Raw genomic sequence first — 13,619 nt, 5'->3', positions numbered from 1 at the left:
CCCTCAGTTCTGGCGCGGGTCGAGCGCGTCGCGCAGCCCGTCGCCGAGCATGTTGAAGCCCAGCACGACGGCGAAGATCGCCGCGCCCGGCCACAGCGCCATCCACGGCGCCTGCTCCAGAAATCCCTTGGCGACGTTGAGCATCGAGCCCCAGGACGGCGCCGGCGGCTGCTGACCGAGGCCGAGAAACGACAGGCTCGCCTCGGCGATGATCGCGGTCGCGACGGTCAGCGTCGCCTGCACCAGCAAGGGCGGGGCGATGTTCGGCGCGACCGTGCGCCAGAGGATGGCCGCCTGACCGACGCCGGCGGCGCGCGCGCTCTCGACATAGTCCTCCGCGGCGACGCGCATGGTCTCGGCGCGGGCGATGCGGATGAACACCGGCGCCGCCGAAAGCCCGATGGCGATCATCGCGTTGGTGAGCGACGGCCCGAGGAAGGCGGCGAAGGCGATGGCGAGGATCAGGAACGGGCAGGCCAGCAGCGCCTCGGTGGCGCGGGATATGGCGGCGTCGGTCCAGCCCCGCGCCCAGCCGGCGAGCATGCCGAGCGGCGCCCCCACCGCCACCGCCATCGCCACCGACACCACGCCGGCCAGCAACGAGGCGCGCGCGCCCCAGACCATCCGCGCCAGCACGTCGCGGCCAAGCTCGTCGGCGCCGAGCGGGTGGGCGGCGGAAGGCGGCTTGCGGATCGCGCCCCAGTCGGTCGCGGCGGGGTCGAGCCCGGTCAGCGGCGCGGCGAGCGCGATCAGCGCGAAGGCCGCGACAAGGACGCCGCCCACCAGCGCGGTTGGGCTCGCGCGCAGCTTCGCCCAGACGCGGCTGCGCCGGCGGGCGGGGCGCGCCGCCGCATCGGGCGTGGCGTCCGAAGACGCCCCGCCGCGCGCCGACGCGGCGCCGGACGGGCCGGCGCGCGTGGTCTCCCGCTCCAGCGCGGCGCTCACGGCGCGTCCCTCAGACGGGGGTTGAGCAGCGCCTGCGCGACGTCGGCGAGCAGGTTCATTGCGATGAAGGCCAGCGCCGTCACCAGCACCACCCCCTGCACCACCGCGTAGTCGCGGTTGAAGACGGCGTCGACGATCGCCTTGCCGAAGCCGGGAATGGTGAAGATCTGCTCGGTCAGCACCGCGCCGGCCAGGAGCTCGCCAAACAACAGCGCCGAGACCGTCACCACCGGGCCGAGCGCGTTGCGCAGCGCGTGGCGCAGGATCACGCGGCGCTCGCTCAGGCCCTTCGCCCGCGCCGTGCGGACGTAGTCCATCCGCAGCACGCCGAGCATGGCGGAGCGGGTATGGCGCATCAGCGCCGCGGCGAGCCCCGTGCCCAGCACGAAGGCCGGCATCAGCATGGTGCGGATCGACTGCCAGAAATCCTCGGAGAGCGGTCTGTAGCCCGAGGCCGGCAGCCAGCCGAGATTCACCGAGACCAAGAGGATCAGCATGATCCCCAGCCAGAAATTCGGGATCGACAGGCCCGAGAGCGCCACGGCGTTGGCGATCCAGTCCCAGAAGGTGCCCTTCTTCACCGCCGCCAGCACGCCCATCGGCGCACCGATGGCCACTGCGACGGTCAGGCTCATCACGGCGAGCTGGAGCGTCACCGGCAGCTTCTCGCCGATCAGCTCCAGCACCGGCTGGCGGGTGCGCAGCGAGATGCCGAGGTCGCCCTGCAGCGCGGCCTGCGCCCAGTAGAGATACTGCATCGGCAGCGGGTCGTTGAGGCGGTACTTCTCGCGGAGGAAGGCGAGCGTTTCGGGGTCGCGCTCCTCGCCGGCGAGCGCCAGCACCGGGTCGCCCGGCAGCAGCTTCTGCAGCAGGAACACGAACACCGAGATCAGGATCACGGTGGGGATCGCGATCAGCAGGCGGCGCAGGATAAAGCGTGTCATCGGCTCGGCTCTGGACGGGTGAGCGGCCCCCGCAAGCACGGGGACCGGTTGGCGCCGGGACGCGGGCGCTTCGGCGCAGCGACCTCAGCCGGGGCGGGCTCCGCCCGGGCGCGGTGGGCGGGCTCCGCCCGGGCGCGGTGGGCGGCGCCGGGTCGGGCCCGGCGCAGCGGCGCGGCTCAGCCGGCCTTCCTCACGCCTTCGAGGCGGATCATGCCGTCGGGATAGGGGACGAAGCCGGTCACGGCGTCGTCGAGCGCCCAGATCCAGGTCGGGTGGTAGAGATACATGATCGAGCCTTCCTTCACGAGGATGTCGCGGGCGTCGTCATAGGCGGCCTTGCGGGCGGCGAAATCCTCGCCGACGCGGGCGGCGTTCAGCAGCTCGTCCACCTCCGGAATGCAGATCCTGCTGTCGTTGATGCCGCCGCCGCAGGTCTGGAACTGGTGGATGTTGCCGTCGGGGTCGGTGCGGCCGGACCAGCCGATCGAGCTGGCCTCGAAATCGCCCGCGGTCTGGTCCTTGAGCTGGGTCGCGAACTCCTTGGAGACGATGTTGAGCCGGATGCCCGTCTCGGCGGCCATCGCCTGAAGCACCTGCGCCACCTGGAGCTGGACCGGGTTGTTGGTGGTCTGAAGCTCGATGTCGACGCCGTCGGGATGGCCGGCCTCCGCCAGCAGCGCCTTCGCCTGCGCGACGTCGCGCGTCGGCACAGGGAAGCGCTCGTCGTACCAGGCCGAGCCCGGCGGGAAAGGCTGGTTGCCGGGCGCGAAGGCGCCCTCGAACACGACCTGGTTCAGCGCCCCGCGGTCGATCGAGAGGCTGAGCGCCTGCCGCACCAGCGCGCTGCGGCCGAGCGGGTTGTCGGCGCGCGGGCCGTTGCCCACGTTCATCGTGACGCCCTGGTAGCCGAGCGACACCGCGCTCTCCACCGTCAGGTCAGGGTCCGCCTTCGCGGCGGCGAGATCGGTCGCCGCCAGCCGCTCCAGCATGTCGAGGTCGCCCGCGCGCAGGTTGGCGAAGCGCACGGTCGTGTCGGGGATCGGCAGGTACACGACGCGCTCCAGGTGGATCGCGTCGGCGTTCCAGTACTCGGGGAACTTCTCCAGCACGATGCGGTCCTGCTGGACGCGCTCGACGAACTTGAACGGGCCGGAGCAGACGGGGGCGAGGCCGAAGTCGAGCCCCATCGCCTCGGTCGCGGTCGGCGACAGCATCATGCCGGCGCGGTCGGCGAACTGGGAGAGCAGCGTCGCGTCCGGCGCGCCGAGCTTCATCGTCACCTCCAGCGGCCCGGTCGCCTCGGCGCTCTCGATGGAGGCGAGCTCGGATTTGCGGCGGCTCTCGGGCAGGTTCTTGCTGCGGTCGATGTTGGCGACGACGGCGGCGGCGTCGAAGGGCGTGCCGTCATGGAACGTGACGCCGTCGCGGAGCTGCATGGTCAGCGTCGTGCCGCCATCGGAGAACTCCCAGCCCGTCGCCAGCATCGGCACGATGGTGAGGTCTGGGTCGATGTCCACGAGCTTGTCGCACAGTCCCGCATAGACGATGCGGCCGACGAAGGTGCGCGACTGGTCGGGGTCGAGGATGTCGGCGTCGTCCTGCAGGCCGATGCGCAATTCCTGCGCGGCGGCGACGGTTCCTGCGGCGCACGCGGCGAACAGCAGGGCGATGGCGGTAATGGTTCTCGGCACGGTGGTCGGCTCCTCTGTCGGGATTGGCGTCATTGCGGGGCGCTTGCCGGCCCCTTGGCGTCCAGCGCGTCGCGGTAGAGCGCGAAGCGCGCCGCGGCGGCCTCGGTCAGCGCCGGCGCCGCCGGCGCGGCGGGGCCGGCGCCGATCTCGCGCCAGCGGAAACAGGCGACCGAGCGGCCCTCGCCCACGGCGAGCAGCGGCGGTCGCCCCTCGGCGCAGCGCGGCTCGGCGTGGGGGCAGCGGCGGTGGAAGCGGCAGCCGGGCGGCGGGTCGGCGGGGCTCGGCGGCTCGCCCTTCAGCGGCGCGCCGCCGCCGGCGCCGGGCGTCGCGGCAACCAGCGCCCGCGCATAGGGGTGCAGCGGGCCGGCGAAGAAGCTTCGCGCCGGCGCCAGCTCGACGATCTGGCCGAGATACATCACCGCCACCCTGTCGCTCATGTGGCGGATCACGCCGAGGTCGTGCGCGATGACGATCAGCGTCAGCCCGAAATCGGCCTTGAGATCCTGCAGCAGGTTGATGACCTGCGCCTGCACCGAGACGTCGAGCGCCGACACCGGCTCGTCGCCGATCAGCACGCTCGGCCCCGTCGCCAGCGCCCGCGCGATGCCGACGCGCTGACGCTGGCCCCCGGAGAACTCGTGCGGGTAGCGCCCGGCGTGCTCGGGGCGCAGGCCGACGCGCGCCAGCAGCGCGAGCGCCCTCGCCCGGCGCTCCGCGGCGGTCCCGAGACCATGGGCGCGCATCGGCTCCTCGACCAGCGCGCCGACGCTCATGCGCGGGTTGAGGCTGGAGAACGGGTCCTGGAAGATGAACTGCAGGGCCCGGCGCAGCGGGCGCAGGCGGCTCTCGGGCAGGTGGGTCACGTCGCGGCCGTTCAGCAGCACCCGGCCCTCGTCGGGCTCCAGCAGGCGGATGAGCAGGCGGGCCAGCGTGGACTTGCCGCAGCCGGACTCGCCGACGATGGCGAGCGTCTCGCCCTCCTCCACGCTCAGCGACACGCCGTCCACGGCGGTCATGAGGCGCGGCGGGCCGAACAGGGAGCGGCCCGCCGGGAACCGCTTCACCAGGTCGCGCGCCTCCAGAACCCCGCTCACGCGGCGCGTCCCGCCAGCGTCTCCAGCGGCGCCCGGATGCAGGCGACGCGGCGGCCGTCGATCTCGACATCCGGCGGCGGCGCGGCGGCGCAGGCGCCTTCGGCGAACGGGCATCGCGGGGCGAAGCGGCAGCCGGGCGGCATCGCCTCCGCCGCCGGCACGAGGCCGGGAATGGCGGCGAGGCGTCCGCCCGCCGGCCCCAGCCCAGGCGTGGAGGCCATCAGGCCCAGCGTGTAGGGATGCTGGGGGTCGCGCAGCACCCTCTCCGCGGGGCCCGCCTCGACCACGCGGCCGGCGTACATCACCGCCACATCGCTCGCCATCTCCGCCACCACGCCGAGGTCATGGGTGATGAGGATCAGCGCGGCGCCGCTCTCGCGCTGCAGCGCCCGCATCAGATCCAGCACCTGGGCCTGGATGGTGACGTCAAGCGCGGTGGTCGGCTCGTCGGCGATCACCAGCGCGGGGTCGTTGACCAGCGCCATGGCGATCATGGCGCGCTGGCGCATGCCGCCCGAGAGCTGGTGCGGAAAGGCGGCCATGCGCGCGGCGGGGTCGGGGATGCCGACGCGCCCCAGCATCTCGCGCGCACGGGCGTTCGCGGCGGCAGGCGCGAGGCCGCCGCGGCGCGCGGCCTCGGCGATCTGGTCGCCGATGGTGAAGGCGGGGTTCAGCGCCGTCATCGGTTCCTGGAAGATCATCGCGATGAGGTCGCCGCGCAGGGCGCGCATCTCCGCAGGCGGAAGCTGGAACAGGTCGCGCCCCTGAAAGAGCGCCCGGCCCGCGACGCGGCGCATCGGCGGCGAGGGCAGCAGGCCCATCAGCGCAAGCGCCGTGAGGCTCTTGCCGCAGCCCGATTCGCCGACGACGCAGAGCGTCTCTCCCGGCCCCACGGCGAAGGAAGCCGCGTCGATCACCGCCGGGCCGCCGGCGCCGAGGGTGACGGTGAGGCCCTCGACGCTCAGGCCGCCGGCGCCGCGCGACAGGGCGCCTGCGGATTGGGCGCCCCATTGCTTGCCGGTGCTCACAGGATCATTCATGGCCCAATGGTTAAGCGCTTGCGCCGCGATTGCAAAGGCGAGATGCGCCGGATCGTCGCAATCAGTCCGCGCGCCGGGCCAGCCAGTCCAGCGCCTGGTTCCAGAAACGGCCGTAGCCGAGCCAGTCGACGAAGGGCTACGGCGCCCAGTGCGGCCCGAGGTCGGACATCCACGCCAGCGACCGCCCCTCCCCGTGCTCGCCCACGGCCAGCAGCGGATGGCCGCCCTGCGCGGCGGGGGCGGAGGCGAGCAGCGTCCCGGCCCGCTTGAGCGCCGTCTCGTTGAGCCCGAGCAGCACGGGCCAGGGCGCCTCGGTCAGCCCGGCGAGGATGGGATGGCCGGGCGCATCGATCACGGCGGAAAAACCCTCCGGCGTCTCCACGCGGTCGTCCAACGGCAGGCACGTCACCGGCGGCGCCGCCTCGACCGCGGTGTTGCGCCAGCGCGCCACGCCGTCGAAGCCCTGGAGGCTGAGATAGCCGCCGATCATCGCCAGCCCGCCGCCGGCCCTCGCATATTCGCCAAGCAGCCTCACCGGGTTGGCGACGCGCGGCCGTGCAGCCAGACGTCGGGGTGCGGCAGCAGCGAGTTGGCGCCGAGGTCAGAGAGGATCACGGCGTCGTAGTCGCGCAGTCCCCCCAGCGTCAGGGAAACTCCGTCGCGCAATCATGGGCGGGCATGTAGCGCACGTCCCACCGCGCCTTAAGCGCCGCCACCAGCGGCTCGGCGCCGAGGTGGAACGTCACCGAGCCGAACTGGTCGAACCCCTTGAAACGGGTGGCGGCGCTGACCCAGCCTTCGCCGGCGAGCAGGATGCGGGGCTTCATGGCGTCGTCTCCGTGGCCTGGCCGCGCGCGGTCGCGTCGAACGCGGCGCGGGGATTATCGATCAGCATGGCGCGGATGGCGGCCTGACCCCGTCCACTTTTTCGGGGCGGGATCACAGACGAACGGCGCCATGGATCATTGACCTTAGGAAAATGAAGGGGGTCACGCTCCAGCGCCTATTCATAATCTGGGCGCGGTTTACCTTGAGCGGTCCTGACCAAGCCTCGAAGACGCGAAGTCCGATCGTAGCGCGCCCCTCGATCACCGCGATCGACTGGCGGTCGTCCGTCTCCGCGATGACGACCGCTCGCAGCGGCCAACGCCTGCGGTGGGCCTTTTGAGAGAGCGGCCGGCTGCGACGCCTCCCCGCCGAGGAGTGGTCCCCCGGCGTCAGGCGATGACGCGCGGCCGCGCCCCGCCGCACAGGCGCGCAAGCACGGTGAACCCCAAACGCCCGGCAATACGCGCGGTGCGCGCTGACGCGCCGGCGTCGGCGGCCACAGCCGCGCGCAGCGCCGAGGCATGCAGGCGGCTCCAGGCGATCGGTTCGGTCGCCGTAACGGCCTCGAGGCGGCGCGCGGCGCCGACCGCCTGCTCGGCGTCGCCATGGCGCAGGGCGACGAGGCCCGCATTGGGATGGAAGCGCAGCGCGTTGTGCGAGATCGCGCCCGCAGCAAGCAGTCGAGCCCCGCCCTCTAACGCGTCCTGCGCCGCCTCGGGCGTCTCGGCGGCGCAGGCGGCCAGCGCCTCGACCTGCGCGCCATACACCGCCGCGCTGGTGGCGGCGGCTCCGTCGCGCGCGCGCTCGATCAGCGCGCGGGCCGCTGCGGTGTCGCCGGAGACGAGGCGAATGCGCGCCAGATAGAGCGCGGCGACCACGTCGAACCGGCGCGCGCCTGTCGCTGCGGCGCGCGCCGCTGCGGCCTCGGCGGCATCGGCGCAGCGATCGAGCCGCTCCAGCGAGAACGCCGCGGCCGCCACGCCGAGCAGGAGGTTGATCTCGGCCCGCCATGCGCCGATGGCGCGCGCCTGCGCCGCGCCCGCCGCCGCGTCGTCGAGCGCGCCGCGCAGGCGGCCGCGGTAGATATGCAGATGGACGCGCAGCGACTGCTGCGCCAGCGCCTCGCGGTCGAGCCGGTGGCGGGCGCATAGCGCGAGACTCTCCTCAAGCCTTGCAGTCGCGCTGCGCAGACGCGCGCCGGCGTAGGCGGCGTCGGCAAGCCCGCCGAACGCAGCCGCCTGCAGCGCCGGCGCGGCGGCGAGGCGAGCAGCCTCCAGCGCCTCCGCGGCGGCGGCCTCGACGCTGTCGGGTCGACCCTGCGCGAAGGCGAGACGGCTGCGCGTCAGAGCTGCCTCGGCGCGCAGGGCGTGGTCGTGGGGCCGCAACGCGGCCTCAGCGGCGTCCACCATCGCGAGCCCGTCGTCCAGACGGTCGAGCGCGCGGCACGCGGCGGCGCGGGCGAGGGTCGCCTCCACCGCCGCGCCGCCGTCCAGCGCGACGGCGTCGCCCAACGCCTCGAAGGCGCGGCCCGGCTCCCCCAGCGCCAGCAGCGCGCGCCCCGCCTCCAGCGCCAGAGCGGCGGCCAGTCGCGGCGGCGGACGCAGCGCCCTGCCGCCTTCCGCGAGCGCGACGGCGTCGGCGTACCGTCCCGCCGCGCGTTCGGCCGCGGCGGCGACACGCAGGGCGTCCGCCGCCTGCGGGTCGCGCGCGGCCAGCAGGTGGCGCGCACGCGCCGCCGGCCGCGCCGCGCCTGCGATCCGCGCCGCACGCGCATGCAGCCTCTCGCGCGCCTCGCCGGGTGTCGCGGCCAGCACGCCCTCGCGCACCAGCGGATGCTCGAACGCGAGCCTGTCGCCGTCGGCGACCAGCAGGCCCCGCCCCGTCGCCTCCCGCAACGCCTCCGGCCCTGTCGCCGAGAGTGCGAGCGCCGCCTGCGCCGTCGTCGCGTCGCCCAGCACGGCCGTCGCGCGCAGCAGCGCCCTGGCCGCCGCCCCGATCCTGTCCAGCCGCGCGGCGACGGCGCCCAGCACGCTGGGCGGCGGCGGAGCATCCGGCCCCTCGTCCGCGTGGCGCAGCAGTTGCGACAGGAACAGCGGGTTGCCGCGCGCGCGCGCGACGCAGGCCGCCTGACGCGCAGGGTCGAGGCCGCTGCGCGCCGCCATGGCGCGCGCCTCGGCGTCGGAAAGCGGCGCCAGATCCAGCGTCGCGACGGGCGCGCGTCCGGCCACGCCATCGAGCAGCAGGTCCGCCGCGCCCTCGCCGCGCCGCGTCGCCGCCAGCCACAGCGCCGGCGCATCGGCCAGCGCGACCACAAGCGCGGCGAGCTCGGCGGCGTCGGCGGGCGCCGCGCGCTCGAAGTCCTCAAGCGCAATGCAGAGCGGCCCGCTGGCGGCGCGGATGGCGGCCGCAGCGTGGTCTCGGCGCAACGCGGCCCGGCCATGCGCGTCGGCGGCGTCGGCGCGACACTCGCCGCAGCCGAGCGCCGCCGTCAGCGCCCGCAGCAGCGCGCCCTCGGCCGCCAGCGCCCCTGTCGGCGGCGTCACCGTGACCGTCCGGAAGCCGTGCGCCGCGCGTAACGTCGCCTGCGCCGCGGCGATCAGGCGGCTCTTGCCGGCGCCGGGCTCGCCGCGCAACGCGACGACGCGCGCGCCGCCCTCCGCGGCCACGGCGCGGGCGGCGGCGACAAGCTGCGCGCGCTCGGCGACGCGGCCGACCATGTCCCCGCCATCTGGCGCCAGCGCGACGCCGCCGAGCCGCAGCGCGCGCATGCCGGCGCCATCGACGACTGCGGCGAGCCTCAGCCGCTCGGCGCCGTCAAGACGGGCCAGGGAAGGGTGGGCGAGGACTTCGCCCGGCGCCGTCGTCGCGGCGAGCCGGTCCGCCTCCGCCGTGTCGGCGGCGCAGATCCAGGGCGGTCGCTCGCCGCCGCCGTCGCGCAGGGTGGCCACTGTCAGCGCCGCGCGGGCCGGCTCCGCGGAACCCTGAACGGCGTCGGCCGCAGCTGCGGCGGCGGCGACGAGATGCGCCGCCCGCAGGCCCTCGCCGCCGAAGGCGGCGTAGAGCGCGTCGGGCCTGCGGGCGGTCTCCACACCGCCCGCCGCCCGCGCCGCCGCGGCGACCGCGTCGAGCGCGGCGCGACGGGCAGCGCCGCGGGCTTCGGCCGCGACATGAACGCACAACAGCACGACCGGCGCGGCGTCGGCCGCATCGGGCGCGGCATGGGCGGCGCGCGCGATCGACGGCGACGGGGGCCGGCGAAGCCGCCGCGCAAGGTCGGCCAGCTCGGGGCCGGGATCGGCCGCAAGCGCCGCCCTCAGCCGTTCGGCCAGCGCGTCGTGAACCCGCAGCGCGCCCGGCCTGTCGCCGCCGCCGGCGAGCGCGCGCATGGCGCCGAGGGCCGCCGTCTCGTCAAGCGGGTCGACGGCGGCCAGCCGACGCGCGGTCGCCAGCGCCTCGTCCCACCGCGCGGCCTCAAGATCGCTCTCCAGCAGGCCACGATAGGCGCGGGCGAGACGCTCCGCGAACGTCCGGCGGCGCGTCTCCAGCCACGCCTCGTGCGCCGCGCCGGCAGGAGCCGAGCCGGCGAGCAATTCGCCGCGCCAGCTCGCCCGCAGGCGGCGCAGCGCATCCGCGTCAGCGGTTGCGTTCTCCAGCGCCGCGGCGTCGCAGGGAAGGCCCGACGGGGCCAGCCGCAGCGCCGCGCCGTCGGCTTCTATCGCTCCCGCCGCCGGACCGAGGGCGCGGCGCAGGGCGTGCAGCGCCTGACGCAGCGCCGCGCGCGCCTCGGCGGGCCCGGCCTCGGGCCAGAGCAGCGCCGCGAGACTGTCCCGCGAATGCGCGCGCGACGGCTCAAGCGCCAGATAGGCCAGCAGCGCCCCGGCCCGGCGACCCGGCGCCGGCAGCACGGCGCCGCCGGCGCCGCGCAGGGAAAAACCGCCAACCAGCTCCAGAGTAATCGCCTCAGCCATGGCGGCAGCCTCCGCGCCCGCCCGAGTCGAGGCAAGCGCAGCTCGGTAACGCTTTTTCAACGCGGACGGCCACGCAGGGCGCAACGGCTGCGAGCGAGCGTCAGTCTCGCGGCGCAATCCGGCGCTGCGGGTCATTCTCAGGGAGGTCGCCCATGCGACGCGCAGTGCTCATCGTCGGTTTCGCCACGGGGCTCGCCGCATCGGCGCAGGCCGCCACGGTCGCCTCGACCCAGTTCGGCAGGCTAGGGCCGCGCATCACCGATCCGGCGGCGGTGAACGAGACGTTCGTGTCGCTGGACGGCTCGGCGCGCGGACAGGGGCGGGCGGACGCCGCCAGCCTCGGCGTGCTGCTGGATCTCGATCCGTTCACGTCCGGCATCGTCGACGCCGCGATCTTCGAGCGGCTGTTCTACGTCATCATCCAGTCCGGCCCCGCCGCCGGCGTGGTGAGCCAACCCGCCACGGTGGCGCTGAGCGGCCGGTTGACCGGCGACATCGAGGAGATCGACCCCGCCACCGGCCTGCCGCGCCCGGCGGGACAGAGCACCTTCGGCAACCTGCGGATCGGCGTGGAATCCTTCCGCGACGAGGCCGAGCGCGTCGCGGTGCGCCAGCGCGAGGCGGCCGGGCCCAACGGCTTCGTCACCGATCTGACCGGCCCCATCGGCGGCGGCGCGGGGGTTGCGTTCGGCGTGACGCCGGGGACGCGCAGCCTCTTCACGCCGACCCCGACGGCGGCGGTCTGCGACGCCCTCTGCCAGGACGTCATCCGCCGCAATCCCAACCGGGGAGCAGATGCGCCGGACGCCCTCGCCGGCGCCTTTTCGCTAGGGTTCGCGCTGGTGGCCTCCAGCGACGGAGACAGCCTCGGACCAGCCACGCTCAGCGCGCTGACTTCGCTGGAGATTGACGGGCTGATCCTGCTCGACGCGGCGGGCGACCCGATCCCGGCCTTCGTCTTCAGCGAGACGCGCGACTACACCGTCGCCGCATTCGCCCCCGACATCGCGCCCATTCCGCTGCCCGCCGCCGCGCCGCTGCTGCTTGCGGGCCTCGCCGCGCTGACCCTGCTGCGCCGCGCGCGGCGCATCTGACAAGCAACCCCCATCGCGAAGGAGACGGACATGCGCGAGACCATCGAGAACCTGCCGACGGCGATCGGCGTCGAAGGCGTCACGGTGCAAGGCGCTGACTGGGGCGGCATGATGTCGGGCCATCTGCGCATGGCCAGGGGCGTCGACTTCGCCCCGGTGCTGCAGGGCCTGCCGAACGACCACTGCCAGGTGCCGCACTGGGGCTACGTGATCGAGGGGCGCATCGAGGTGGTCTACACCGACGGCGCCACCGAGACGGTGAAGGCCGGCGAGGTCTACTACTGGCCGCCGGGCCACAGCGTCAGCTTCCCGGAGGATACGGCTTATGTCGAGTTCAGCCCGGCCAAGGAGATGGTCGCCCTGCTCGGCCACGTGAAAGGCAAAATGGGCATTGAATAGGAGACACGCCATGGACCGCGCGCCTGTCGTCAACATCGACGCCATCCTCGACGACCCCGCCCTCAGTGACGAGAACCGCCACGGCGCCCGCATCGCGGCGCGCATGGCGGCGGTGGGCCGCGCGCTCGGCACCAGCCAGATCGGCGTGACGCTGACCGTCACGCCGCCCGGCAAGGCCGCCTGGCCGCGCCATTTCCATCATGTGAACGAGGAGCTGTTCCTGATCCTGTCGGGCGAAGCGACGCTGCGCTACGGCGACGCTGCGCAGACCCTGCGCCCCGGCGACATGGTTCGGATCGCGCCCGGCACGGGCATCCCCTTCCAGCTGGTCAACGCGGGCGACGAGGACCTGCGCTACCTCGCCTTCTCCGGCCTCGCGGCGACAGACGTGTTCGAATATCCCGACAGCGGCAAGATCGGCGTCGTCACCGGCGGCGGCGGACCCATGCGCGGCCCGCACGGCCGCAGCTTCTTTGCGCCCGCCAGCGCCGAGGTCGGCTACTGGGAGGGCGAGGCGGAGGACTGAGCGGAAATGGTCCGCGCCTGTGCCGAAGACGTAGGCTGACCATGCATCACGAACTCCCGCAGGCCGCCGCTCGTCGGGGTTGGGGCCGAGGCGGAACAGCCGACGCTCATGGGGCGTGGACTGATCCGATCCGGGGGTCTCCGCAGCCTGTCAAGCCATGCCTACCGAACGAGAAGCGTCGCGTCGTTGTGGCGGGCCGCCTTGCGGTCGAAAGTGTAGAGCGTCGCGCAACCCGAACGCCGCGCGGCCGCGACGATCATGTGGTCGGCGAAGTCCGCCATGCCGGCGCCATAGGCCTCGACGGCGACCACGGCGTCTTCCGCCGCCTCGACGACAATCTCCTCAGCCTCGAGCAGCCCAAGAATGACGGGGGCGACCCGCGCCGGCGCGAACCCATAGGCGCTTTCGAGAACCCAAACCGTCTCGATCAGCGCCTCGCGTCCGATAAAGGCGGGCTCGCGGACGCTGCAGCGGGCGAAGAGCGAGCACGCGGCGTCGGACTGCTTCGGGTCGTCCTGGACGAGGAACCGGACCAGGATGCTGGTGTCGACGCCGATCACGGGTCGTCCATCCGGGACGCCCGGGCGCGGACGGCCGCGTCCATCGCCTCGAGGCTGATCGCCGGCCCCTCGCGCTTCAGCGCGCCACAGAGGCTCATCGCCTTGCGCGGGCGCAGGATGCGGACGGTGTCGCCGGTGACGAGATACCGGATGCGGTCGCCCGCCTCGAGGCCAAGAAGATCGCGCACGTGTTTGGGAAGCGTCGTCTGACCCTTGGCCGTTACTGTCGACTCATACATGGGGGCCCTTCCTGATCGCGCGGGGAAACTCTGCCCAGCAATGCGCAGAAGCGCAAGGCGGTGCGCAGCTTCGCCTTGCAATCTCGGCCATGTCCTTACCCTCCCGGCAGCCGCCGTTCGCGTGGCTGCCCGCGGGGCGCCGTCACGATGTTATCGAAAGTCGCGAAGCTTCGCAGCCAGGCGTCCTCTCGTGCGGCGCTCTGGGTCAGTTCCTTCCACGCCGCCCGGGCGACGGCGCCAAGTTCGCGCCTCTGACCGGCTGAGGTGCTGGCTGCAATTCGGAAGCCCGCT

11 protein-coding genes and 1 pseudogene are annotated in these 13,619 nt (G+C 73.9%); 3 read left to right on the top strand and 9 right to left on the bottom strand.

The window, feature by feature from the left end; translation table 11 throughout:
• Positions 1–3: 3 nt before the first annotated feature.
• The 7 genes and pseudogenes from BLW43_RS09440 to BLW43_RS09405 all read right to left on the bottom strand — a co-directional run bounded on the left by BLW43_RS09440 (position 4) and on the right by BLW43_RS09405 (position 10,510).
• Positions 4–945, bottom strand: a complete 942-nt coding sequence (locus tag BLW43_RS09440) for an ABC transporter permease (RefSeq protein WP_245730987.1) — start codon at positions 943–945, stop codon at positions 4–6.
• Positions 942–1,889 carry an ABC transporter permease gene (locus BLW43_RS09435; RefSeq protein ID WP_093252291.1) on the bottom strand — a complete coding sequence of 316 codons (948 nt, stop codon included), beginning with the start codon at positions 1,887–1,889 and terminating at the stop codon, positions 942–944. The genes BLW43_RS09440 and BLW43_RS09435 overlap by 4 nt, the downstream gene beginning before the upstream one ends.
• Before the next feature lie 176 nt (positions 1,890–2,065).
• Positions 2,066–3,580 carry an ABC transporter substrate-binding protein gene (locus BLW43_RS09430; protein ID WP_245730986.1) on the bottom strand — a complete coding sequence of 505 codons (1,515 nt, stop codon included), beginning with the start codon at positions 3,578–3,580 and terminating at the stop codon, positions 2,066–2,068.
• Positions 3,581–3,609: 29 nt separating this feature from the next.
• A complete protein-coding gene (locus tag BLW43_RS09425) occupies positions 3,610–4,674 on the bottom strand; it encodes an ABC transporter ATP-binding protein (protein WP_245730985.1) in 1,065 nt (354 codons plus the stop codon).
• Positions 4,671–5,714, bottom strand: coding sequence for an ABC transporter ATP-binding protein (locus tag BLW43_RS09420; protein WP_093252286.1), 1,044 nt, complete (start codon positions 5,712–5,714; stop codon positions 4,671–4,673). Before BLW43_RS09420 ends, BLW43_RS09425 begins: the two co-directional genes overlap by 4 nt.
• Positions 5,715–5,850: 136 nt before the next feature.
• Positions 5,851–6,541 (bottom strand): annotated as a pseudogene (locus tag BLW43_RS24280) (glutamine amidotransferase).
• Between the two features lie 390 nt (positions 6,542–6,931).
• Positions 6,932–10,510, bottom strand: a complete 3,579-nt coding sequence (locus BLW43_RS09405; protein ID WP_175478827.1) for an AfsR/SARP family transcriptional regulator — start codon at positions 10,508–10,510, stop codon at positions 6,932–6,934.
• Between the two features lie 152 nt (positions 10,511–10,662).
• On the opposite strand from BLW43_RS09405, the gene BLW43_RS09400 reads away from it, so the two are divergent.
• Genes BLW43_RS09400 through BLW43_RS09390 form a run of 3 tightly spaced genes read left to right on the top strand, consistent with a single transcriptional unit; the run spans position 10,663 to position 12,529 of the window.
• Positions 10,663–11,604, top strand: coding sequence for a VPLPA-CTERM sorting domain-containing protein (locus BLW43_RS09400; RefSeq protein WP_093252279.1), 942 nt, complete (start codon positions 10,663–10,665; stop codon positions 11,602–11,604).
• Positions 11,605–11,634: 30 nt separating this feature from the next.
• Positions 11,635–12,003 (top strand): cupin domain-containing protein, encoded by a 369-nt coding sequence (locus BLW43_RS09395; protein WP_093252270.1) that lies wholly within the window; start codon positions 11,635–11,637, stop codon positions 12,001–12,003.
• Between the two features lie 10 nt (positions 12,004–12,013).
• Positions 12,014–12,529, top strand: a complete 516-nt coding sequence (locus BLW43_RS09390) for a cupin domain-containing protein (RefSeq protein WP_093252267.1) — start codon at positions 12,014–12,016, stop codon at positions 12,527–12,529.
• Between the two features lie 161 nt (positions 12,530–12,690).
• Here BLW43_RS09390 and BLW43_RS09385 read toward each other — a convergent pair whose 3' ends face one another.
• Together BLW43_RS09385 and BLW43_RS09380 are read right to left on the bottom strand one after the other, a co-directional pair.
• A complete protein-coding gene (locus BLW43_RS09385) occupies positions 12,691–13,089 on the bottom strand; it encodes a type II toxin-antitoxin system VapC family toxin (protein ID WP_093252264.1) in 399 nt (132 codons plus the stop codon).
• On the bottom strand, positions 13,086–13,328 hold the full coding sequence (locus BLW43_RS09380) for an AbrB/MazE/SpoVT family DNA-binding domain-containing protein (protein ID WP_093252262.1): 243 nt from the start codon (positions 13,326–13,328) through the stop codon (positions 13,086–13,088). The genes BLW43_RS09385 and BLW43_RS09380 overlap by 4 nt, the downstream gene beginning before the upstream one ends.
• Positions 13,329–13,619: the final 291 nt, after the last annotated feature.

It is taken from the genome of Rubrimonas cliftonensis (genome assembly GCF_900107585.1).
GTDB classification, from domain to species: domain Bacteria; phylum Pseudomonadota; class Alphaproteobacteria; order Rhodobacterales; family Rhodobacteraceae; genus Rubrimonas; species Rubrimonas cliftonensis.
The sequence above is the reverse complement of the archived record's forward strand: the minus strand, read 5'-3'. Positions and strand labels throughout refer to the sequence as shown.